This is a genomic window from Caulobacter sp. GW821-FHT09B11 (assembly GCF_059418205.1).
Map to the genome: position 1 here is coordinate 1 of NZ_JBWKPK010000016.1, position 20,405 is coordinate 20,405.

General features: G+C 70.0%; 21 protein-coding genes and 1 pseudogene. 10 read left to right on the forward strand and 12 right to left on the reverse strand.

Going from position 1 to position 20,405, the window contains the following annotated elements; all coding sequences use genetic code 11:
• A partial coding sequence (locus tag AC07N1_RS13260) for a hypothetical protein (protein WP_494672251.1) occupies window positions 1–217 on the forward strand: 217 nt, incomplete at its 5' end.
• A 31-nt stretch (window positions 218–248) separates the two neighbouring features.
• Window positions 249–1,046 (forward strand): DUF72 domain-containing protein, encoded by a 798-nt coding sequence (locus tag AC07N1_RS13265; RefSeq protein ID WP_494672252.1) that lies wholly within the window; start codon window positions 249–251, stop codon window positions 1,044–1,046.
• Window positions 1,047–1,211: 165 nt separating this feature from the next.
• Here AC07N1_RS13265 and AC07N1_RS13270 read toward each other — a convergent pair whose 3' ends face one another.
• Window positions 1,212–1,949: a tetratricopeptide repeat protein gene (locus AC07N1_RS13270; protein WP_494672253.1), complete on the reverse strand. Its 738-nt coding sequence runs from the start codon at window positions 1,947–1,949 to the stop codon at window positions 1,212–1,214.
• Window positions 1,950–2,226: 277 nt separating this feature from the next.
• Between AC07N1_RS13270 and AC07N1_RS13275 the strand changes: the two genes are divergently transcribed.
• Complete coding sequence (locus AC07N1_RS13275; RefSeq protein ID WP_494672254.1) at window positions 2,227–5,145, forward strand: TonB-dependent receptor; 2,919 nt, start codon at window positions 2,227–2,229, stop codon at window positions 5,143–5,145.
• Between the two features lie 191 nt (window positions 5,146–5,336).
• Here the strand turns inward: AC07N1_RS13275 and pth are convergent, their stop codons facing one another.
• The 8 genes and pseudogenes from pth to lgt all read right to left on the reverse strand — a co-directional run bounded on the left by pth (window position 5,337) and on the right by lgt (window position 12,388).
• Window positions 5,337–5,948 carry an aminoacyl-tRNA hydrolase gene (gene pth, locus AC07N1_RS13280; RefSeq protein WP_494672255.1) on the reverse strand — a complete coding sequence of 204 codons (612 nt, stop codon included), beginning with the start codon at window positions 5,946–5,948 and terminating at the stop codon, window positions 5,337–5,339.
• A gap of 24 nt (window positions 5,949–5,972) precedes the next feature.
• Window positions 5,973–6,063 (reverse strand): annotated as a pseudogene (locus tag AC07N1_RS13285) (hypothetical protein); the annotation flags it as partial.
• Between the two features lie 76 nt (window positions 6,064–6,139).
• Window positions 6,140–6,739: a 50S ribosomal protein L25/general stress protein Ctc gene (locus AC07N1_RS13290; protein ID WP_494672256.1), complete on the reverse strand. Its 600-nt coding sequence runs from the start codon at window positions 6,737–6,739 to the stop codon at window positions 6,140–6,142.
• 161 nt (window positions 6,740–6,900) lie between these two features.
• Window positions 6,901–8,016 (reverse strand): hypothetical protein, encoded by a 1,116-nt coding sequence (locus AC07N1_RS13295; protein WP_494672257.1) that lies wholly within the window; start codon window positions 8,014–8,016, stop codon window positions 6,901–6,903.
• Window positions 8,017–8,295: 279 nt separating this feature from the next.
• Window positions 8,296–9,234, reverse strand: coding sequence for a ribose-phosphate pyrophosphokinase (locus AC07N1_RS13300; RefSeq protein ID WP_492855822.1), 939 nt, complete (start codon window positions 9,232–9,234; stop codon window positions 8,296–8,298).
• A 312-nt stretch (window positions 9,235–9,546) separates the two neighbouring features.
• Window positions 9,547–10,332: a peptidoglycan editing factor PgeF gene (gene pgeF, locus AC07N1_RS13305; RefSeq protein ID WP_494672258.1), complete on the reverse strand. Its 786-nt coding sequence runs from the start codon at window positions 10,330–10,332 to the stop codon at window positions 9,547–9,549.
• On the reverse strand, window positions 10,329–11,522 hold the full coding sequence (locus AC07N1_RS13310; protein WP_494672259.1) for a class I SAM-dependent methyltransferase: 1,194 nt from the start codon (window positions 11,520–11,522) through the stop codon (window positions 10,329–10,331). Before AC07N1_RS13310 ends, pgeF begins: the two co-directional genes overlap by 4 nt.
• The gene (lgt, locus tag AC07N1_RS13315; RefSeq protein ID WP_494672260.1) at window positions 11,519–12,388 is read right to left on the reverse strand and encodes a prolipoprotein diacylglyceryl transferase; all 870 of its coding nucleotides are present in this window, start codon (window positions 12,386–12,388) and stop codon (window positions 11,519–11,521) included. The genes AC07N1_RS13310 and lgt overlap by 4 nt, the downstream gene beginning before the upstream one ends.
• A gap of 116 nt (window positions 12,389–12,504) precedes the next feature.
• Here lgt and AC07N1_RS13320 point away from each other — a divergent pair, with 116 nt between their 5' ends.
• The 3 genes from AC07N1_RS13320 (at window position 12,505) to proC (ending at window position 14,461) form a co-directional block, all read left to right on the forward strand.
• Window positions 12,505–12,810, forward strand: a complete 306-nt coding sequence (locus AC07N1_RS13320; protein ID WP_494672261.1) for an accessory factor UbiK family protein — start codon at window positions 12,505–12,507, stop codon at window positions 12,808–12,810.
• 130 nt (window positions 12,811–12,940) lie between these two features.
• Entirely contained in the window at window positions 12,941–13,444 is a 504-nt protein-coding gene (locus AC07N1_RS13325) for a type III secretion system chaperone family protein (RefSeq protein WP_110120074.1), read from the forward strand.
• A 234-nt stretch (window positions 13,445–13,678) separates the two neighbouring features.
• Window positions 13,679–14,461 (forward strand): pyrroline-5-carboxylate reductase, encoded by a 783-nt coding sequence (proC, locus tag AC07N1_RS13330; RefSeq protein WP_494672262.1) that lies wholly within the window; start codon window positions 13,679–13,681, stop codon window positions 14,459–14,461.
• A gap of 115 nt (window positions 14,462–14,576) precedes the next feature.
• Here the strand turns inward: proC and AC07N1_RS13335 are convergent, their stop codons facing one another.
• A complete protein-coding gene (locus tag AC07N1_RS13335) occupies window positions 14,577–15,569 on the reverse strand; it encodes an alpha/beta hydrolase (protein WP_494672263.1) in 993 nt (330 codons plus the stop codon).
• A gap of 97 nt (window positions 15,570–15,666) precedes the next feature.
• Between AC07N1_RS13335 and AC07N1_RS13340 the strand changes: the two genes are divergently transcribed.
• From AC07N1_RS13340 to AC07N1_RS13355, 4 genes are all read left to right on the forward strand, one after another.
• Window positions 15,667–15,993 (forward strand): hypothetical protein, encoded by a 327-nt coding sequence (locus AC07N1_RS13340; protein WP_494672264.1) that lies wholly within the window; start codon window positions 15,667–15,669, stop codon window positions 15,991–15,993.
• A 229-nt stretch (window positions 15,994–16,222) separates the two neighbouring features.
• Window positions 16,223–16,864, forward strand: a complete 642-nt coding sequence (locus tag AC07N1_RS13345; RefSeq protein WP_110120070.1) for a TetR/AcrR family transcriptional regulator — start codon at window positions 16,223–16,225, stop codon at window positions 16,862–16,864.
• A gap of 42 nt (window positions 16,865–16,906) precedes the next feature.
• Window positions 16,907–17,938, forward strand: a complete 1,032-nt coding sequence (locus AC07N1_RS13350; protein WP_494672265.1) for an alpha/beta hydrolase — start codon at window positions 16,907–16,909, stop codon at window positions 17,936–17,938.
• Window positions 17,939–18,064: 126 nt separating this feature from the next.
• The gene (locus tag AC07N1_RS13355; RefSeq protein WP_494672266.1) at window positions 18,065–19,060 is read left to right on the forward strand and encodes an NADPH:quinone oxidoreductase family protein; all 996 of its coding nucleotides are present in this window, start codon (window positions 18,065–18,067) and stop codon (window positions 19,058–19,060) included.
• A 225-nt stretch (window positions 19,061–19,285) separates the two neighbouring features.
• Here the strand turns inward: AC07N1_RS13355 and recR are convergent, their stop codons facing one another.
• Window positions 19,286–19,888: a recombination mediator RecR gene (gene recR, locus AC07N1_RS13360; RefSeq protein ID WP_494672267.1), complete on the reverse strand. Its 603-nt coding sequence runs from the start codon at window positions 19,886–19,888 to the stop codon at window positions 19,286–19,288.
• A 127-nt stretch (window positions 19,889–20,015) separates the two neighbouring features.
• Window positions 20,016–20,345 (reverse strand): YbaB/EbfC family nucleoid-associated protein, encoded by a 330-nt coding sequence (locus AC07N1_RS13365; protein ID WP_494672268.1) that lies wholly within the window; start codon window positions 20,343–20,345, stop codon window positions 20,016–20,018.
• Between the last annotated feature and the right edge of the window lie 60 nt (window positions 20,346–20,405).

Genomic DNA, 20,405 nt, shown 5'->3' on the forward strand with positions numbered 1-20,405 from the left:
CGACGACGTCCTGGCCCGCTTCGCCGGCGCGGTCGAAGGCCTGGCCGACGCCGACCTCGTCCTGCGCCTGACCGCCGGCACGGCGCCCAGTCTCGCCCCCTCCACCCCTTCGGGGTCCCCCTCCCCCGCAAGCGGGGGAGGAGCCATCATGCCCGTCCGGGGCGTTCTTTCGCTCCACGCCGCAAGTCCTCTCGACGGATCGCCGGACCTCGCCTAGGTTTCGCCTCCGGAACAAGAGGGGAACGCTCATGGGCGGCGATATCCGCATCGGCATCGGCGGCTGGACGTTCGAGCCCTGGCGCGGCCACTTCTATCCGAGCGACCTGAAGCAGAAGGAGGAGCTGGCCTACGCCAGCCGCCAGCTGACGGCGATCGAGATCAACGGCACCTACTATTCCAGCTTCAAGCCCGACAGCTGGCGCAAGTGGCGCGACGAGACGCCCGACGACTTTGTGTTCGCGGTGAAGGCCTCGCGCTTCACCACCAACCGCAAGGTGCTGGCCGAAGGCGGTGAGTCGGTCGGCAAGTTCCTCGACCAGGGCCTGACCGAGCTGGGCGACAAGCTGGGGCCGATCCTCTGGCAGTTCATGCCGACCAAGAAGTTCGACGAGGCCGACTTCGGGGCGTTTCTCGCCCTGCTGCCCAAGGAGAAGGACGGGGTGCGCCTGCGCCACGCCGTCGAGGTGCGCAACGACACCTTCATGACCCCGGCCTTCCCGGCGCTGCTGAGGGAGCACGGCGTGGCCGGCGTCTACGCCAAGCACTTCGACTATCCGGAGTTCGCCGACGAGACGGCCGACTTCGTCTATGCCCGCCTGCAGACGGGGTCGGACGAGGTGGCCACCGCCTATCCCGAGCCGGAGCTGGATGACTGGGCGTCTCGCCTGAAGACCTGGTCGCGCGGCGAGCGTCCGGACGACCTGCCGCGCATCGACAAGGCCGCCGCCCCCGCCGCCGACAAGCGCGACGTCTTCGCCTTCATCATCCACGAGGGCAAGGTCAACGCTCCGCACGGCGCCAAGGCGCTGATCGGGAAGGTCCGCTGATCCTTCTCCCCTTGCGGGAGAAGGTGGCGGCCGAAGGCCGACGGATGAGGGGTCTCTCAGACGCAAAACGCCGCGACAGCTGAACAGCCGTCGCGGCGTTTCTATTCGTGCGACCCCTCACCCGACCCGCTTCGCGGGCGACCCTCTCCCGCAAGGGGAGAGGGATCAGGAAGCAGCAGCCGCCGCCATCTCGCGCCAGCCCTTGGCTTCCTTGCGGAAGCGCGGATGCGTCTTGGACAGGCGCTTGTCGAGTTCGGCCAGGGCTTCGCGGGCCTCGGCCTTGCGGCCGCTCTGGCCCAGGAACACGGCGTAGCGCGCCATGCCCTCGAAGCCCGGCAGGTGGGCCGCGGCCCAGCGCAGGGAGACGTCGGCCTCCTCGGTGCGGCCCAGGGCCGCCTGGGCCCGTCCCAAGGCCAGGGCGGTCTGCGGGGTGCGGCTCTTTACGCCCTGCTCGCCCAGGGCCTCCAGCAGCGGCAGGGCCTCGGCCGCGCGGCCAAGCTCGATCAGGCTGTTGGCGCGGGCCAGCATCAGGGCCGGATCGTCGGCGTAGTGGCCCTGCAGGGCCTGAGCGTAGATCCGCTCGGCCTCTTCGTGCTTGCCCAGGCTCGTGGCGGCGGCGGCCAGGCGCGAGAGGTTGGTCACGGTCGGGGCGTCCTCGGCGTCGCGGCCGGCCTCGCGGTATTCGCGCTGCGGGTCGAGCGCCTGGCGGGCGGCGGCCTTCATCTGCTGGGCCTTGCTGCCCCCCATGAACTCCGGCGCGATGATGGCCAGCAGGTAGACGATCCCGCCCAGCGGCTGGAACATCAGGATGATCAGCAGCCAGTACATGGCCTGGCCCGAGCGCACCACGTGGACGCAGAGGGCGATCGAGAAGATCAGCGACAGGCCGAAAAGCGGGATCATAGAAAGGCTCCAGGACGTCCCGGCTATGTGTGGCGCGACCGTGCCCGCGTCAATCTCGGACAGCGCTTCGAACGCCGTCGAAAGAGCCTGACGCCGCCAGGGCGCCGGGCGGCTCTTGTGTTTCCACCTTGTCACAGTAAGGTATCTATATTGCGAGACGATATCCCATTTGATGGGACGATATCGTCGCGGACATAAGCAGACCGGGCAAACCGGCGCTTTGGGTTGGAAACATAAAGGCGGGCCGGGGACACGGCGCCGCCCTCAGGAGGCAGCTATGTCGTCATCCTTGCGTGGCCTGCGTGCGGGCGTGTCGGTCGCGGTTCTGGCGATCGCGGCCATGGCGGCGGGAGCGGCGAGCGCCCAAGTCGCGCCAGGGGGCGCGCCTGACGCGGCCCAGACTCCTGCCGGCGAAACCACCGAAAACACCGTCGACGCCATCGTCGTCACCGGCTTCCGCGAAAGCCTGCGCAGCGCCCTTTCCGTCAAGCGCCAGTCGTCCGGCGTGGTCGACGCCATCAAGGCCGAGGACATCGCCGACTTCCCCGACGCCAACCTGGCCGAGTCGATCCAGCGGGTGCCCGGCGTGTCGATCACCCGCGTGGCGGGCGAGGGCCGCACGATCACCGTGCGCGGCCTGCCGCCCAGCTTCACCCGCGTGCGCATCAACGGCATGGAGGCCCAGTCGACCAGCGGCGCCACCACCAGCGACCGCGGCGCCAACCTGGGCCGCGGCTTCGACTTCAACACCTTCGCCTCGGAGCTGTTCAGCGGCATCACCGTGCGCAAGTCGGCCCAGGCCGAGGTGATCGAGGGCTCGCTGGGCGCCACGGTCGACCTCGACATCGCCAAGCCGCTCGACCAGAAGGGCCGCACCCTCGTGCTGGGCGGCTCGCTCGGCTACAACGACCTGTCCGAGAAGATGGACAAGAAGTTCACCGCCGTGGCCGGCGATCGCTGGGACACCGCCTGGGGCGAGTTCGGCGCCCAGGCGTCGCTGGCCTTCAGCAAGCGCAAGTTCCTCGAGGACCAGTGGGGCTCGGGCGGCTGGAACCCGGCCACGATCGACGGCGGCTTCTGCACGCCCGTGGGCCGCACCGCGCAGAACCCGGCCACCGATCCGGCCACCGGCGCCGACGCCCTGAACTGCGCCACCGGCGTGCCGCGCCCGGCGGCCAACGACACCCTCTACGACCTGGGCAACCAGACCACCGTCTTCTTCCCGCGCCTGCCGCGCTACGGCCGCTTCCACCACGACCAGGAGCGAACCGGCGCCACCCTGGCCCTGCAATGGAAGCCCAACGACCGCACCTCGTTCGGCTTCGACGCCCTCTATTCGAAGTATGACGTGGTGCGCGAGGAGAACTGGCTGGAAGGCTTCTCCTTCGCCCGGGCCATCAGCCAGAACGGCAAGCCGCAGACGGCCATCCGCGAGCTGATCCTGCGCAACGCCGGAACCAGCAACACCGCCGGGATCAACTTCGGCAAGACGGTCTACGACGTGGCCTACGGCCGCTTCGACGGCGTCGACGTGCGCTCCGACACCCAGCACGACGAGTTTCAGAACGTCTTCCAGCAGTACACCTTCACCGGCAAGCACGAGCTGACCGACAGCATCACCGTGTCGGGCCTGGTCGGCTATTCGAAGTCGGACTACGACCAGCCGATCACCACGACGATCATGTTCCAGCGTCCGAACACCAGCATGACCGTCGACTTCCGCGAGGACCGCGACCAGCCGACCATCACCCACGGCTTCAACGTCGCCGACCCCAGCCTCTACACCTTCGGCACGGGCAACGCCGAAGTGCGGATGTCGCAGATCTTCACCACCAACATCTACAAGACCGCCGAGGCGAACCTGGCCTGGCGGGCGGACGATGACCTGACCATCAAGTTCGGCGGCCATATCCACGAGTTCTCGTTCGACACCTCGGCCTACCAGCGCTCGAACAACTTCCTGGTGCCCAACCTGAGCAGCGCCCAGCTGCAGGCGGTGACCAAGGTGGTCGAGGGCTTCGGCGGCCACGGCATCAAGAGCGGCGTGTTCCCCTCCAGCTGGGCGACCATCGACTACGACAAGTTCGTCGCCAGCCAGAACCTCTACAGCAAGACCGGCATGTACGCCCTGATCCCCAATACGGGCGGCACGCGGCGCGTGGAGGAGAAGGTGACCTCCGGCTATCTGCAGGCCGACCTGAAGACCGTGATCGGCGGCCTGCCGGTGCGCGGCGACATCGGCTTCCGCATCGCCAGGACCGAGCTGCAGGCGCGCGGTTACCAGATCGGCTCCACCCAGGTGACCGCCGAGAACGACTATCTCGACGTGCTGCCGGCCCTGAACGTGGCCTTCGACCTGACCGACAGCCTGGTGCTGCGCTTCTCGGCCGCCAAGGTCGTGTCGCGGCCCGACCTGACCTTCCTGTCGCCCGGCGGCAGCCTGAACCTGACCGGCACGCCGTCGATCACCTCGGGCAACCCGGACCTGGATCCGATCCGCGCGACCACCTTCGACCTGGGCGGCGAGTGGTACTTCTCGCAAGGGTCCGTGCTGAGCGTGGGCGTGTTCTACAAGGACATCGCCACCTACGTGCAGAACCAGTCGCAGCAGATGAGCTTCCGCCAGACGGGCCTGCCGCTCAGCCTGCTGGGGACCTCGCAGCTGGATCCCGACAACACCCTGTTCACGGTCACCCGGCCGGTGAACACGCCCGGCGGCCCGCTGAAGGGGCTGGAGATCAACTACCAGCAGGCCTTCACCTTCCTGCCCGGCCTGCTGCGCCATACCGGCGCGCTGGTGAACTACACCTATGTCGACTCGACCATCGACTACTTCCTGGCCGACGGCAGCGTCACCACCAACGACCTCGTGGGCCTGTCGAAGAACGCCTACAACGCCACGATCTACTACGAGGACGACAAGTTCAGCGCCCGCCTGTCGGCCTCGTACCGCGACAAGTCGATCGTCGCCCTGCCGGCCAACAACCCCTACCAGGACGTCGAGGGCTACGACGCCAACCTGACCTTCGACATGGCCGCGTCCTACCAGATCAACGACAAGTTCAAGCTGTCGCTGGAAGGGCTGAACATCTTCGACCGCTTCAACCGCCAGTTCATCGACTCCGACCGCGACAGCACCTTCGTCTACACCCACACGGGGCGGCAGTTTAACCTGGGGCTGCAGTACCGGTTCTAGAGGGCGTCCAAGGGGGGGCGGGCTCGAGCGCCCGCCCCCATACTCCCGTCATTCCCGCCCTTGTGGCGGGAACCCCTCGTTCCGCTCGCACGTGAGACGCAAGCGGCGTGCTGAGCACGCCGCCCCATCCGCACCTGCGGCTGACAGAGGGTTTCCCGCCACAAGGGCGGGAATGACGGGAAGGTTTGGGGCTACGCCCGCGGCTTCTTCGGATCGGCCTTGGGCGACGGCGCCAGGCGCAGCACCTCGGCCTGGTAGCGTTCGTCGTCGCCGGCGGCGGCGAAGGGCAGGGCGTCGCAGAGGGCGTCCAGCAGCGGGTCCAGCCACTGGTGCTCGACCTTGTGGAAGTCGCCCAGCACGTAGTGCATGACCATGTCCTTGTCGCCGGGATGGCCCACCCCGATGCGGCCCCGACGGAAGGCGTCGCCGATCTGGCTGGTGATCGAGCGGATGCCGTTGTTGCCGGCCGCCCCGCCGCCGGCCTTCATCCGGAAGCGGCCCGGCGCCATGTCGATCTCGTCGTGGAAGGCGATGACGTCGGCCGGCTTCAGCTTGAAGAACTTCATCGCCTCGCCCACGGCGCGGCCGCTCTCGTTGTAATAGGTCTTGGGCTTGAGCAGCAGCAGCTTGACCGGCCCGTTCGGGGTGTCGACCTGCCCCTCGCACGCCAGCCCCTGGAAGCGCGCGCGCCACGGCGCCGTGCCCCATTTGCGGGCCAGGGCGTCGACGGCCATGAAGCCGACGTTGTGGCGGTTCTTCTCGTACTTGGGCTCGGGATTGCCGAGGCCGGCGAGGATCAGCATGGCGCGGTCCTGAAGCAGTGGGGCGAAATCCTCGTCCTTCGACAAGCTCAGGATGAGGATTTCGAGCGGGCCTTCCAGTCGCCCTCACCCTGAGCCTGTCGAAGGGCGGGGGCGGGGCCGCATACGAAAACGGGCGGACCCGAAGGCCCGCCCGTCATCTAGATCAGTTCGGTGGTGAAACCGAGCCGGGATCAGCCTTCGACGGTGGTGTCGCCTTCGCCCGACTGGGCGGCGGCCGAGGCCTTCAGGGTGGCGATCACGAAGTCGCGGTCGACGGCCGGCTTCACGCCTTCCGGCAGCTTCACTTCCGAGATGCGGATGGTGTCGCCGATGTCGTGCGAGGCCAGGTCGATGATCAGCTCTTCCGGGATCTGGTCGGCCGGGCAGGCCAGCTCGACGGTGTGACGGATGACTTCCAGCGAGCCGCCCTTCTTCAGGCCGACCGAGGTTTCGTGGTTCTTGAAGTGCACCGGCACTTCGATCTTGATCAGCTGGTGCTCGCTGACGCGGAACAGGTCGAAGTGGACCGGCTCGTCGGTGACCGGGTGGAATTGCACGGCCTTGGCGATGACCGATTGCTTGTCTTCGCCGTGCTGCAGCGTGACCAGGTGGCCGAGCAGCTTGCCGGTGAACAGCGCCTTGCGGAATTCGTTGACCTTCACCGCGACGTTCACGGGATCCTTGTCGCCGCCGTACAGCACGCCCGGGACCAGGCCGGCGCGGCGGGTTTCGCGAGCGCCGCCGGTGCCGGCGCGGTCGCGGATTTCAACGTTCAGAATGATCTCGGCCATGTCAGTTCTCTCTGGAGGGCCCATGCCCTCGAAATGCGAAATCGCCGCACAAGGCCGGATTGCCCCGCTCGGTCGACGTTTTCAGGAGGGCGCCCAATACACGAAGAGGGCCGCCGGTGCAATCCGGCGGCCCTCTCGTTTGGCTGGAAAGGTCTGAAGGATCAGGCCTTCTTCTTCTTGGCGGCCGCGGGCTTGGCGGCGGGCTTCTTCTTGGCCGTCGGCTTTTCCGGCGGCGGGGGCGGAAGCGGCTCGACCGGCATCGGCGCGCCCGAGGCCTTGATCACGCAGGCGCCGGTGTCGATCATGATGTGCTGGCCCAGGCAGAAGATGTCCTCGTAGTGCGGCTTGGACACGGCCAGGCACTGGTAGAGGTTCAGCTTGGCCATGTTCAGGCACGAGCCGGCGTTGGGCTCGGCCATGATGGCGTCGATGGTCGGCAGGTTGTCGTCGCCGGCGGCGCCGAGGGCGGCCAGGGCGGCGACCGCCAGGCTGCGGATGACCAGCGGGCGATAGGGCGGCGGCGCCGAGCGCGGGCCGGCCGGCGCGGTCGAGGCCAGGGCCGCGTCGATGTTGGCGGCGGCCGGGGCGGCGGCGGGCGGCGCGCCGACCGTGACCACCGAGGCCTGCTGCAGCTGGGCCACGTCGGCGGTGTCGGCCAGGGCCGGGGTGGCCGAGGCGGTCTTGGCGTAGGCCAGACGCCCGTCGCGGTCGGTGACGGCGGCCTTGGACCAGGTCGCGCGCTGCACGTCGTAGGCGGCCTGCTTCACCTTCTTGCCGGCGTCGTAGACCTTGAGGCCGTCGGCGCCGAGGGTGTCGATGATGCGGGCGGCGGCGGTGTCGCTGCCCTTGAAGCCGACGGCGTAGGCCGGGTCGGCGATCAGCTGGTGGATGACCTGCTGGCGCTGGGCGGGATCGGCGGCGAAGGCGCGCACCGAGGCCACGAAGGTCGGGTCCTGCAGGGCCAGCACGGCGCCGTACGACATGGCGCCGCTGAGGAAGTGCTTCTGCTCGTAGCCGACGCCGATCTTCAGCGAGGCCTGGATCTGGTCGCCGTTCTGGAAGTCGGGCGTGATGGCGCCGGCGCGCTGCATGTAGCCGCGGAAGGCGCTGGCGCGCTCGACCACCTTGTTCGACAGGGTGATCGGCGGCGGGGCCGGCGGGGCCTGGACGACGGGCGGCGGCGGGGGAGGCGGCGGGGTGCTGCAGCTGGCCAGGACGGTGGCCGCGGCGATCGCGACCGCCGTCAGAGCGGCGCGCGGGCGCAGGTTGGAAAGCATGCTGACGACATCCCCGTGTAGATGGAGCCGGCTTAACATCGCCGGCGGGCGACATTGTGACAGTCAGTCCGTTAACCAGACTTTGACAAGCGGGGCTGTGTCGCGATTTCCGCGAGAGCGCGGATTCCGTTGGATATTTTCCCGACGGAAAATGTGGCGCAGATGTGGCGGGCGCGCTTCAGGGGTTAACGGCGGCGCTCTTTGAGAGGTGATCCCCCTCATCCGCAAAACCCCCGCTTTCGCGGGGATTTTACGGTTTTAGGGAAGCCGGAAAGCCGATCAGTCGAACAGCTTCGACACCGACTCTTCGTTGGCGATCCGGCGGATGGCCTCGCCGATCAGCGGGGCGCAGGAGACGTAGCGGATCTTCGGGCAGGCCTTGGTGGTGTCGGAGGCTTCGATCGAGTCGGTGACCACCAGCTCGGTCAGCACCGAATTGGCGACGCGCTCGGCGGCCGCGCCCGACAGCACCCCGTGGGTGACATAGGCGCTGACCGAGGTCGCGCCGTTGGCGATCAGGGCGGCGGCGGCGTTGCACAGGGTGCCGGCCGAGTCGGCGATGTCGTCGAACAGGATGCAGCGGCGGCCGGCGACGTCGCCGATGATGTTCATCACTTCCGACTGGCCCGGACCCGAGCGGCGCTTGTCGACGATGGCGAGGTCCGCGTCGTCCAGGCGCTTGGCCAGGGCGCGGGCGCGCACCACGCCGCCGACGTCCGGCGAGACGACCATCAGGTCGTCGCCCAGCGGGTAGTTCTTGATGATGTCGTCGGCCAGCAGGCGCGAGGGCAGCAGGTTGTCGGTCGGGATATCGAAGAAGCCCTGGATCTGGCCGGCGTGCAGATCCATCGTCAGCACGCGGTCGGCGCCCGAACGGGTGATCAGGTTGGCCACCAGCTTGGCCGAGATCGGGGTGCGGCCGCCGGTCTTGCGGTCCTGGCGGGCGTAGCCGAAGTAGGGCAGCACCGCGGTGATCCGCTTGCCCGAAGCCCGCTTCAGGGCGTCGATGCAGATCAGCAGCTCCATCAGGTTGTCGTTGGCCGGGTAGCTGGTCGACTGGATCACGAAGACGTCCTCGCCGCGGACGTTCTCGTCGATCGTGACGAACACCTCGAGGTCGGCGAACCGGCGCACCTGGGCGCGGGTCAGCGGCATGTCGAGATACTCCGCGATGGCCTGGGCCAGCGGACGGTTGGAGTTGCCGGACAGCAGCTTCATTTTGGATTCTCGGTGGGGGGACGCCGTTGCCGCGCCTTCTAGCAGCGATACGTCCCGGGGCAACCCGCTTAAGCCCCCTGGTTGCGCTTCATGACCATTTCGTGTCGTTCAGGCCGCAGGGTGGCTTGGTCAGCCCGCTCCTCCCCCGCTTGCGGGGGAGGGGGACCACGAAGTGGTGGAGGGGGCGAGTTCAAGCTCGGCGCTCCGTCACTCGCCCCCTCCGTCACGCTGCGTATCCGCAGCGCGCCACCTCCCCCGCTAAAGCGAGGGAGGAGTAGGGAGCTGTCGCGGAGCGACTGAGGGTGTCTTCCCTCAACCTTCCAGCATGATCGCCGACAGCAGCCGTCCGTAGTCCGTCTGGCCGTTCAGCACCGCGCGGCGGTTGGAGAAGAAGTGGTCGCCTTCGGCGCAGGTGTCGCGGCCGATCCATTCGCGCTGCTCGATCCCGGCGGTCTCGATGCGGTCGAGCACGAAGGACGGCAGGTCGAACATCCGCTTGTCGTCCGATCTGCCCGGCTTGAAGAACCGCTTGGAGCCGGGGCAGTCGGCCTCGAAGCGGTGCAGGAACTCCAGGCCCACCTCGTACGAGTCCGGGCCGATGCAGGGGCCGACTGCGGCGATCATGCGGTCGGGGCGGGCGCCCAGCTCGACCATGGAGTCGACGGCGGCCTGGACGACGCCGTCCAGCGCCCCGCGCCAGCCGGCATGGGCGGCGGCGACCACGCGGGCCTCGGGATCGACGATCAGCACCGGGGCGCAGTCGGCGTGCAGGGCGCCGCAGACCACGCCCGGCGTCTTGCTGACCACGGCGTCGCCCTGCGGCCGGGCGTCGCCCCACGAGCCGTCGGCGACGATGGCGATGGTCGAATGGATCTGGAAACAGGTGTTGAGGTCGGCGCGATCGACCCCGAACCAGCCGGCGGCGCGGCCGCGGTTCTCGATCACGTCGGCTGGTTCGTCCTGGCTGCCGCGGCCGACATTGAGGCTGTCGTAGAGGCCCTGCGAGACGCCGCCGTTGCGGGTGAAGAAGGCGTGGCGCAGGCCGGGCACGGCCGCCAGCAGGGGCGACTGGACGGTGGGGATGTGGGCTCGCGTCATGCCTCGTCCTCGAAGAGCGGGGCGGCCAGCCCCGGCGCGCTCAGGCACGCGACCTTGAAGAGATCGCCCATCTGCGCCGCTCCGGTCAGGCGATCAAGCTGTCTTGCGATCGTGTCGGCGCGATCGGGCCGGGCGGCTGCCAGCGCCTGGGCGCGGGCCTCGATGCCGAGGGCGCGCAGGAATTCGCCCTGGGTGATGACAGGCGGGGCGTTCGCCCCGGCCTCCCGGGCGGCGTCCAGCACCGAGGGGAAGTCGGCCCAGACGGTCAGGTCGGCCTGACCGGGATTGTCCAGCGGGCCTTCCTTCGCGTGGGCGCGCAGGGCCTGCAGGGTATCGCCCGGCTCGGGCGCGGCGCGGCCGTAGTCGATCAGCAGCGCCGCGCCGCCGTCGCGGGCGAGGCGGTGGCCGATCTCGGAGCCCAGGGCGGCCTGGGCCGGCGAGGATTCGAGGATGGAGCCTGGCGGAAGATCCTCCCCCCATGGGGGAGGGGTCGGCGAAGCCGACGGAGGGGGGAGAATCCTAGGCTCGGCGGCGGCTGAAAACGCCCCCCCTCCGGCCCTGCGGGCCGCCTCCCCCAGGGGGGGAGGATTTAGCGGCTTCAGCCCGAACGCCAGTTCCCCGTCCTCGCCCAGCCCAACGACCCGTTCGGCCCAGCCGTCGGCGGTCTTCACGAACTGCCGCGCGGGCAGGCAGTCGAGCAGTTCGTTGGCGACCAGCAGCAGCGGCGCGTCGGCCGGAACCTCCTCCAGCCGTCCGGCCCAGCGCGCCGCAGCGCCGGCCAGTTTCGCCTCCTGGGCCGCGCGCAGCACCGGCGAGACCTCGACCAGCCACAGGTCGGCGGCCTCCAGGAAGGCGGGCAGCAGGCGGGCGGCGCGCAGGATGTCGCTCATCAGCGTTCCGTCGCCGGGGCCCATCTCGACCAGGCGGAACGGCGCGGGGCGGCCCAGGCGGTCCCAGGTCTCCATCAGCCACAGGCCGACCAGTTCGCCGAACATCTGGCTGACGCCGGGGGCGGTGACGAAGTCGCCCTCCGGCCCCCCCTGCATGCCTGCAATGGCGGGGCGGTTGGCGTAGTAGCCGTCGCGGGGGTCGTGCAGGCAGCGGGTGAAGTATTCGGGGACGCTGATCGGCCCGTCCTGGGCGATCTGGGCCTTCAGGCGGTCGAGCAGCGCGGGTCGTGCGGGGATCAAGACGCGGCCGGCTCCTGCGGGACGGGCGCGACAGGCTCCTTCAGCGCCCGCCAGACCAGCCAGGCGCCGATCAGCAGCATCGGGGTCGACAGCAGCATGCCCATGGTCAGGCCCAGCGGGAAGTTGGGCATGAAGGCGTCAGGCTGGCGCACGTTCTCGAGGCTGGCGCGGAACAGGCCGTAGCAGAGCATGAACAGGCCCGCGAGCCCGCCGCGGCGTTGCAGGAAGGCGAAGCGGTGGGTGGCCAGGCGCAGGATCACGAACAGGACCACGCCTTCCAGCGCCGCCTCGTAGAGCTGGCTGGGATGGCGCGGCAGGTCGCCGGCCACGCAGGCGCCGCCTTCGAGGGCGCGGATGCGGGCGTTGCAGAACACCACGCCCCAAGGCACGTCGGTGACCCGGCCCCACAGCTCGCCGTTCACGAAGTTGGCCAGCCGGCCGAACAGCAGGCCCAGCGGCGCGACCGGCGCCACCAGGTCGCCGAGCTTGAGCAGGTCGATCTTGTTGCGACGGGCGAACAGGATGATCGCCGCGCACACCCCCAGGAACCCGCCGTGGAAGCTCATGCCGCCGTTCCAGACCTGCAGGATCTCCAGCGGCTTGGTCCAGATCAGCGAGGGGCTGTAGAACAGCACGTAGCCCAGGCGGCCGCCCAGGATGATGCCGAGCGTGATCCACAGCACCAGGTCGTCGATCTGCTCGGGCGTGGCGGTGGGCGTGCGGCCGCCCCACAGGCGCTGCGTCTTCACCAGCCGCACGGCGTACTGCCAGCCCAGCAGGATGCCGGCCACATAGGCCAGGGCGTACCAGCGGATCGCCAGCGGGCCGAGGTGGATCAGGACGGGGTCGAATTCCGGAAAGATCACGCCGCGCGGCTCCGATCGGGACAGTTGGTCGCAGGCATATCCCGTTCGCTGTTCGCTTTCATCCCCCGCTCACCATATAAAGGACGTCAGGCGATTTGCGCCCATCCGGAACGACGATGCACAGCCAGAACCCTTTCCTCGACGAGTTCGCCAAGTTCACCCAGGCCGCCATGGGCATCGCCCAGACCGCGGGCGACGAAGCCAAGACCGCCTTCCGCTCGCAGGCTGACCGCTGGGCGGCCGAACTGGATCTGGTGCGTCGCGACGACCTCGAGGTGCTGAAGGCCCAGGTCGTGGCCCTGCAGGCCGAAGTGGCCGCCCTGAAGGCCGAAAAGGCCGCCGCCGAGCCCGCCAAAGCCGCCCCCAAGGCTGCGAAGAAGGCCGCTCCGAAGGCGGACGGTACTTCCGGGAAGGGCGAATAAGCACGCTTTTTGCTCGCTTGGAGCGTGAACGCTGTTGTGGCGAAACGCGCGAAGCAGCTTAGACTCTATTTAGTGGGCGACACCCGGCGGGTCCCACGCCCGTCATCGCCCCTGGGGGCCAAAGGTTCTGATGGACACCCAACCCGACGACGACGTCCTGCTGGCGCTGGACCCCCTAGAGGTGGTCGAGCACGTGCTGGCGGCGGAAAACCTGACCTTCGACCGGACGGAAGACGGCGATCTCGCCTTCGCCCTGACCGGCGACTGGAAGGATTACGAGCTGTGGTTCGCCTGGCGTCCCGAGGCTGATTGCCTGCAGCTCTGCCTGTCGCTGGACCTGCGCGCCTCCAAGACCAAACGCCCGGCGGCCTATGAGCTGCTGTCGATGATCAACCAGCGCGTCTGGCTGGGCCACTTCGAGGTCTGGACCGATGACGGCGAGGTGGTGTTCCGCCACGCCCTGGCCCTGCCCTCGGGCGAGCGCCCGACCATGGCCCAGGCCGCCTCGATGATCGACGCGGCGGTGGAAGCCGCCGACCGCTTCTACCCGGCCTTCGACTTCCTGCTGCACGGCGCCAAGACCCCCGACCAGGCCATGGCCGCCTGCATGTTCGAGACCGTCGGCCAGGCGTAAGCTTCCTTCTCCCCTTGCGGGAGAAGGTGGCGCGAAGCGCCGGATGAGGGGTCTCTCAGACTTCTGACGCCGCGACCGGCCGAACGGCTGTCGCGGCGTTTCTGTTGGTGCGACCCCTCACCCGACCCGCCGCGCGGGCCACCCTCTCCCGCAGGGGGAGAGGGGATTGGGTGGTGACGCCGCCGCCCAGCCGCGCTACGCCCCGCCGATCACTGTGACGCGGGAGCTTCGCCCATGACCCCCATCCTTCTGCTCGGCGCGGGCCGCATGGGCGGCGCCCTGATCGAGGGCTGGCGCAAGACCGGGGCCTTTGCGACGACCGACCTGATCGTCCGCGACCCGGCGGCGAGCGCCGAGGGCTTCCCCGGCGCGGTCGTCAACCCGCCGCTGGAGGCGCTGTCCGCCGCCAAGGTCGTGCTGCTGGCGGTCAAGCCGCAGATCTGGCGCGAGGCGGTCAAGGACGTGGTCCCGCATCTGGCGCCCGACGCCATCATCGTCTCGATCGCCGCCGGGGTGCGCGCGGCCGACATTGCCGAGGTCTTCGGCGGCCGGCGCGTGGCGCGGGTGATGCCGACCACCGCCGTGGCCATCGGCCAGGGCGCGGCCAGTCTCTACGCCGCCACCGCCGAGGCGCTCAAAGCCGCCAAGGCCCTGTTCGCCCCGGTCGCCGCGACGGTCGAGCTGGCCGACGAGCAACTGATGCACGCGGCCACCGCCGTCTCCGGCTCGGCCCCGGCCTATCTCTACGCCTTCATCGAAGCCCTGGAAGCGGCCGGCACCGGCCAGGGCCTGACGCCGCAGGACAGCGCCCGCCTGGCCCGCGCCACCATCGCCGGCGCGGCGGCCCTGCTGGCCCAGGGCGGCGAGGAGCCGGCCGAACTGCGCCGCCAGGTCACCTCGCCCGGCGGCACCACGGCCGCGGCCCTGTCGGTGCTGATGGGCGAGGGCGGCTTCGGGGAGTTGCTGCCCAAGGCGCTGGAAGCGGCGGTGAAGCGCTCGGAAGAGCTGGGCGGGTAAGGCACCCCCTCAGTCGGCTTTGCCGACAGCTCCCCCAGAGGGGGAGCATCTTCCTGGCGCGGCGCTGCTGGATCCTCCCCCTTTGGGGGAGGTGGCCCGGAGGGCCGGAGGGGGCTTAAGGCGCCGTCACATCCACCAGCGCCGCCGCCGGCTTGCCGCGCTCGGCCGCCACGAACTCCACGGCCCGCACGATGTGGTCGGCGAACGCGCCGCCGAGCAGGCGGGTGTGGCTGGCGCCGGCCACGTGGTCGACATAGCCGTGCTGCGAGGCCTTGGCCGGGGCGGCCTGCATGTCCTTCCATTGCGCGCGCTCGCCGACGCGGGCGCCGGCGGTGACCACGGCCACCGGCCATTGCGGCGCGAAGGCCGGTTCGGCGGCGGCCTGGGCCGAGGATTCGGCCCACAGCGAGACCTCGGCGGCCGAGGTGCGGTTGTGGCGGCCGTTGGCGAAGGCCCAGCGTTTCTCGGCCTTGGCGTCGGGCGGCAGGCCAATCTTGTCGCCCAGCCTGGTGTAGACCAGCGGCTTGTAGAGACCGGCCGAGGCCCCCAGCGCCGCCGCCCGCGAGGCGAAGACGAACGACTTGATGAAGCCCTGGGCGGCGCGGATCTGCGCGGCCTCGGGCGTGGCGGCGTCGACCAGGACGAGGCCCGCCACCTGGCTGGGATTGCGGCCGGCGTATTCGCGCAGGCGCAGGCCGGCCATCGAGTGTCCGACCAGGATGAACGGACCCTTCTCGCCCGAGGCGGCGACCAGCTTCTCGAAGTCGGTGACGATGGCCAGGCCGTCGCGCGGGGCGGGGCCCTTGGGCGAATAGCCCATGCCGGCCCGGTCGTAGGCGCAGGCGCGCCAGCCGGCGGCGGCCAGGGCGTCCTGGGTGGCGCCCCAGTCGGCGGCGAAGCCGAAGGCCCCGGCCTCCAGCCAGACGGTCGGGCGATCGGCGCGGGCCTCGCCCTCGCAGACCAGGCGCAGGGTGCGACCCTCGCCGATATCGACCTGAACGCCGCGCGGCGGCTTGGATCCGACCGCGGCCATCACGCCGCCCGTCGCGACGAAGGAGACGGAGAGCAGGGTAAAGGCGGCAAGGGCGCGTCCGGCGTGCTTGAGCATGGCTCTCAATGTAGGGGCGCGCGAGCATTCGTCGAGAGGGAGCCGCGACGTCTCGGCGCGGTTTCCTTCGGGCGGATCAATCCCTAGACTCGCCGGCATGCGTCGCGCCCTTTCCGCCCTGCTGCTGGTCGTCGCCCTGGCCTCTTCCGCCGGGGGGCAGACCAGCGCCCAGACGAGCACCCGCTCGACCGGTTCGGCGACCACGGCGCCGACCGCCGAGGCGCCCGCGCCCCCGCCGCTTGCGCCGCTGTTCTCGCCCAAGCCGCCCGAGCGCGACGTGCCCGCCTGCAAGGCCGCCTGCGCCAAGACCTACTATTTCTGCCGCGCCAACACCGACGACGACAGCTGCCCCGGCGAATGGGCCCGCTGCGACGCCCGCTGCAAGGCCAGCTTCGTGCGGCCGACGGGGCTTTCGGGAGGCTAGCCCGAGATCCTCCCCCTCTGGGGGAGGTGGCCCGGAGGGCCGGAGGGGGGGGGCGTTTTCAGCTTTCGAGGGGCCGGCCGCCATCGCAACGACTTCCCCTCCGTCGGCTTCGCCGACACCTCCCCCTTCAGGGGGAGGGTCTTATCGACAGACCCTCTTGCTCCGCGCCCGGAACGGGGATCAAATCCTGACGGGGCGTCATCGACGCCGCTGGGAGTCGCGCTCATCGATGTCGAACATCGCCTATTTCCCCGCCATGCCGCCGCGCGAGGACAATCGCCCGGGCAAGCGCGAGCGCACCAAGACCGCCAACCGCCAGGCCATTCTCGACGCGGCCCGCCAGGTGTTCGGCGAGCTGGGCTATGACGGGGCCACGGTGCGCGACATCATTCGCCTGACCGGTTTGGCCTCGGGCACCTTCTACAACTATTACAAGTCCAAGGAGGAGGTGTTCGACGCCCTCGCCGACGACGGGGCGCGGCGCTTTCGGCCGCTGCTGCGCGTGGAGTTCGAGAAGGCGACCGATTTCGCCTCGTTCCTGCGCGGGGCCATGCGGGCCTATTTCGACTTCCTGGCCGCTGAGCACGAGACCTGGCGGGTCAACCGCCCGGCCGGCGAGACCCATCCGCAGGTGCGCTCGACGCCCGAGGTCACCGCCGTCTTCGCCGAGGTGCGCGAGGCCTTCGAGCGGGTGCTGGAGCGCGAGCACGCCCCGCCCGTCGACCTCGACTACCTGACCGCCGCCTGCATCGCCGTGGCCCGCGAAGTCGGCGACAAGATGCTGGAGCGCCGGCCGATGGACACGCAGGGCGCCACCGCCTTCGCCGTCGGCTTGATCCTGGGCGGCCTGCCGGCCCTGCCCAGGCCCTAGCGGCCCCACCTTTCCCGACCTTCAGAAGAAAAGAGCCCCCGAATGGCCGACGTCCAGAAGCTGGTCCTCAAGACGATCCTGTCGCTGCCGACCCCTATCCTGCGGGCGCTGAGCGGCGGGGGCGTGGTCTATCGCGGCGGGCGCACGCTGGATCCGCGCTTCCAGTTCTTCGCCCACGCGGCCCAGGGCCTGCCGTCGATGACCACCCTGGCCCCGGAAGAGGCCCGCGCGGCCAGCGCCAAGGGGCTGGCGGCGGTGTCCGGCCCGCCCGAGCCCGGCGTGCGCACCGAGAGCCTCAGCATCGACGGTCTCGGCGGTCAGATCCCGCTGCGGGCCTATCGCCCGGCCGAGCAGGACGCCGCCGCGCCGCTGATCGTCTTCGCCCACTTCGGCGGCGGGGTGATCGGGGACCTGGAGACCTGCCACGCCTTCTGCGGGATCCTGGCGCGCATCGCCAGGACCGCGGTGCTGTCGGTCGACTATCGGCTGGCTCCGGACCACCGCTTCCCGGCGGGGCTGGACGACGTGCTGGCCGCCTGGCGCTGGGGCCGCGACAACGCCGCCCGCTTCGGCGCGGCGCCGGGCCAGGCGGCGATCGGCGGCGACAGCATGGGCGGCAACTTCGCCGCCGTGCTGGCCCAGGAGATGAAGCGGACGGGCGAGGCCCAGCCGGCTTTCCAGCTCTTGATCTATCCCGCCGTCGACGTCGCCAGCGAGACGCCGTCGATGAGCCTCTACGCCGATACCTATCCGCTCAGCCGGCCGATCATGGAGTGGTTCATGGCCCACTACATGGGGCCGGAAGCCGACCCGGCCGATCCGCGCCTGTCGCCGGACAAGACTGAAGACCTGTCGGGCCTGGCCCCGGCCATCGTCGTCACCGCCGGCTTCGACCCGCTGGTCGACCAGGGCGAGGCCTACGCCAAGCGCCTGATCGCGGCCGGCGTGCCGACCGTCTACCGCTGCTACGACAGCCTGGCGCACGGGTTCACGGCGTTCACGGGGGCGGTGCCGGCGGCCGACGCCGCCTGCCGCGAGATCGCGGCGCTGGCGCGGGCGGAGATCGAGAAGTGAAGCCCTTCTGAAGCGGCGCGAAATCCTCGTCCTTCGACAAGCTCAGGATGAGGATTTCGGGCAAGGCCAGCAGTAGCCCTCATCCTGAGCCTGTCGAAGGACGAGGGCGTGTCCACAGGCGATTCAATGGCGATCCCTCCCACCATGCGCGCGCTCGTCGTCGAAAGCCTCACTCCCGACTTCGCCGGCTGCGCGATCCGGGAGGTTCCGACCCCGACGCCCGGACCCGGCGAGGCGCTGGTCCGGATCAAGGCCGCCGGCGTCAACTTCCCCGACCTGCTGATGACCCGCGGCGAATACCAGCTGAAGCCGCCCCTGCCGTTCACCCCCGGCCTCGACTTCGCCGGCGAGGTCGCTGGACTGGGCGAGGGCGTGGAGGGTCTGGAGATCGGCGCGGCGGTGGTCGGCGGGGCGCGGACCGGGGCGTTCGCGGAGTACATCGTGGTTCCGGCCAGGGCGCTGAAGCCCAAGCCCGCGCGACTGTCGTTCGGCGAGGCGGCGTCCTACGGCGCGGCCTACCTGACGGCGCGGGTGGCGCTGGTGCGGCGGGCCAACCTGCAGCCGGGCGAATGGGTGCTGGTGCATGGCGCGGCCGGCGGCGTTGGCCTGGCGGCCGTGGACCTGGCCAAGGCCATGGGCGCGCGAGTGATCGCGGCTTCCGCCTCGGACGACAAGCTGGCTCAGGTCTCGCGGCTCTACGCCCCTGACGCGACCGTCAACGTCACGGGCGGCTTCCGCGATGCGGTCAAGGCGATCACCGGCGGGCGCGGTGTGGACGTGGTCTACGACCCCGTGGGCGGCGACGTCTTCGACGAGAGCCTGCGGTGCCTGGCCTTCGACGGGCGCCTCCTGGTGATCGGCTTCACCTCGGGCCGGATCCCGACCGTCTCGGCCAATATTCCCTTGATCAAGGGCATCTCGGTGATGGGCGTGCGGGCCGGCGAATACGGCCGCCAGTTCCCCGAGCGCGGCGTAGAAGACCAGGCGGCGGTGTGGGCCATGGCCGACGCCGGAACGATCCGGCCGCATCTGCATGCGGAGGTTCCGCTGGACCGCTGGCGCGAGGCGTTCGACCTGCTGGCGGAGCGGCGGGTGGTGGGCAAGGCGGTGATCACGCCATAGCCGCTTCCGACCCCAAGAAACCTCTCCCATGGGGAGAGGGAGGGACCCGCCGCGAAGCGGTGGGAGGGTGAGGGGGTAAAACGGCGGCCGTTTTCGCGCTGACCTGACGCTCGGATTTTCGGGGGTATTCCTGTGAGGGTGTAACCCCTCACCCTCCCACGCCTTCGGCGCGGGCCCCTCCCTCTCCCTCTGGGAGAGGTGGATCTAGGGTGGGAGAAGTGGCCTCTACGCCGGCCGCCGCGCCCGCAGCGCCTGGGCGATGGTGCCGTCGTCCAGCCAATCGAGGTCGCCGCCGACCGGCACGCCGCGCGCCAGCATGGTCACCGGCACATTGGTCTGAGCCAGGCGGTCGGCGAGGTAGTGGGCGGTGGTCTGGCCGTCGACCGTGGCCGGCAGGGCCAGGATCACCTCGGCCACTTCGCCGCTGGAGACGCGGGCCAGCAGCTCGCCCACCCGCAGGGTCTCGGGGCCGACCCCGTCCAGGGCCGACAGCAGGCCGCCCAGCACGTGGTAGCGGCCCTTGAACGAGCCGCCGCGCTCCATGGCCCACACCGACCCGACCTCCTCGACCACGCACAGCAGGCGCACGTCGCGCGTCCGGTCGGCGCAGATCGCGCAGGGGTCGGTGGTGTCGAGCGATCCGCAGGTCCGGCAGGTCTTCACCTTGGCCTGGGCCTCCGCCATGGCGGCCGAGAGCGGCGCCAGCAGGGTGTCGCGCTTCTTGAGCAGCGCGAGCGCCGCCCGCCGGCCCGAGCGCGGTCCAAGGCCCGGCAGCTTGGACAGCAGGGCGATCAGGCGCTCGATCTCGGGTCCGGCGGAGGCGGCCATTGGGTCCTTTGGAAGGGGCGGGTGCATCACCCTCGCCCTTCGACAAGCTCAGGGTGAGGGTGAATTTCGGCTCAGTAGACATCCTCACCCTGAGCTTGTCGAAGGGCGAGGATGGCGGTTCCGCTGGCTAGAACTTCATGCCCGGAAAGCCGCCCATCATGCCGGCCATCGGGCCGGCGGCCTCCTGCATCAGCTGGGCCTGCTTGGCGTCGAGCTTCTTCTTGGCGTCGGCGTGGGCGGCGACGATCAGGTCGGCGATGACCTCGCCTTCGCCCGGCTCGACCAGGCTCTCGTCGAGCACGACCTTGGTCAGCTCGCCCGAGCCGGCCAGGGTGACGGTGACCATGCCGCCGCCCGAGGTGCCCTCGACGGTGATCTCGGCGACGCGGGCCTGGGCGTCGGCCAGCTTCTGCTGCATGGCCTGGGCCTGCTTCATCAGGCTGTTGAGGTCTTTCATGGTCTGCTCCTCAATCGAAACGCCCTCCCCCTCGATGGGGGAGGGTTGGGGTGGGGGTGA

Excerpts from the sequence above, each read along its gene's own strand:
- AC07N1_RS13300 (WP_492855822.1), bottom strand. The coding sequence starts at position 9,234 with ATGAAGCTGCTGTCCGGCAACTCCAACCGTCCGCTGGCCCAGGCCATC.
- proC (WP_494672262.1), top strand. The coding sequence starts at position 13,679 with ATGACCCCCATCCTTCTGCTCGGCGCGGGCCGCATGGGCGGCGCCCTG.
- AC07N1_RS13335 (WP_494672263.1), bottom strand. The coding sequence starts at position 15,569 with ATGCTCAAGCACGCCGGACGCGCCCTTGCCGCCTTTACCCTGCTCTCC.
- pth (WP_494672255.1), bottom strand. The coding sequence starts at position 5,948 with ATGCTGATCCTCGCCGGCCTCGGCAATCCCGAGCCCAAGTACGAGAAG.
- AC07N1_RS13340 (WP_494672264.1), top strand. The coding sequence starts at position 15,667 with ATGCGTCGCGCCCTTTCCGCCCTGCTGCTGGTCGTCGCCCTGGCCTCT.
- AC07N1_RS13325 (WP_110120074.1), top strand. The coding sequence starts at position 12,941 with ATGGACACCCAACCCGACGACGACGTCCTGCTGGCGCTGGACCCCCTA.
- AC07N1_RS13270 (WP_494672253.1), bottom strand. The coding sequence starts at position 1,949 with ATGATCCCGCTTTTCGGCCTGTCGCTGATCTTCTCGATCGCCCTCTGC.
- AC07N1_RS13365 (WP_494672268.1), bottom strand. The coding sequence starts at position 20,345 with ATGAAAGACCTCAACAGCCTGATGAAGCAGGCCCAGGCCATGCAGCAG.
- AC07N1_RS13295 (WP_494672257.1), bottom strand. The coding sequence starts at position 8,016 with ATGCTTTCCAACCTGCGCCCGCGCGCCGCTCTGACGGCGGTCGCGATC.
- AC07N1_RS13355 (WP_494672266.1), top strand. The coding sequence starts at position 18,065 with ATGGCGATCCCTCCCACCATGCGCGCGCTCGTCGTCGAAAGCCTCACT.
- AC07N1_RS13320 (WP_494672261.1), top strand. The coding sequence starts at position 12,505 with ATGCACAGCCAGAACCCTTTCCTCGACGAGTTCGCCAAGTTCACCCAG.
- pgeF (WP_494672258.1), bottom strand. The coding sequence starts at position 10,332 with ATGACGCGAGCCCACATCCCCACCGTCCAGTCGCCCCTGCTGGCGGCC.
- AC07N1_RS13345 (WP_110120070.1), top strand. The coding sequence starts at position 16,223 with ATGTCGAACATCGCCTATTTCCCCGCCATGCCGCCGCGCGAGGACAAT.
- AC07N1_RS13275 (WP_494672254.1), top strand. The coding sequence starts at position 2,227 with ATGTCGTCATCCTTGCGTGGCCTGCGTGCGGGCGTGTCGGTCGCGGTT.
- recR (WP_494672267.1), bottom strand. The coding sequence starts at position 19,888 with ATGGCCGCCTCCGCCGGACCCGAGATCGAGCGCCTGATCGCCCTGCTG.
- AC07N1_RS13290 (WP_494672256.1), bottom strand. The coding sequence starts at position 6,739 with ATGGCCGAGATCATTCTGAACGTTGAAATCCGCGACCGCGCCGGCACC.
- AC07N1_RS13265 (WP_494672252.1), top strand. The coding sequence starts at position 249 with ATGGGCGGCGATATCCGCATCGGCATCGGCGGCTGGACGTTCGAGCCC.
- AC07N1_RS13350 (WP_494672265.1), top strand. The coding sequence starts at position 16,907 with ATGGCCGACGTCCAGAAGCTGGTCCTCAAGACGATCCTGTCGCTGCCG.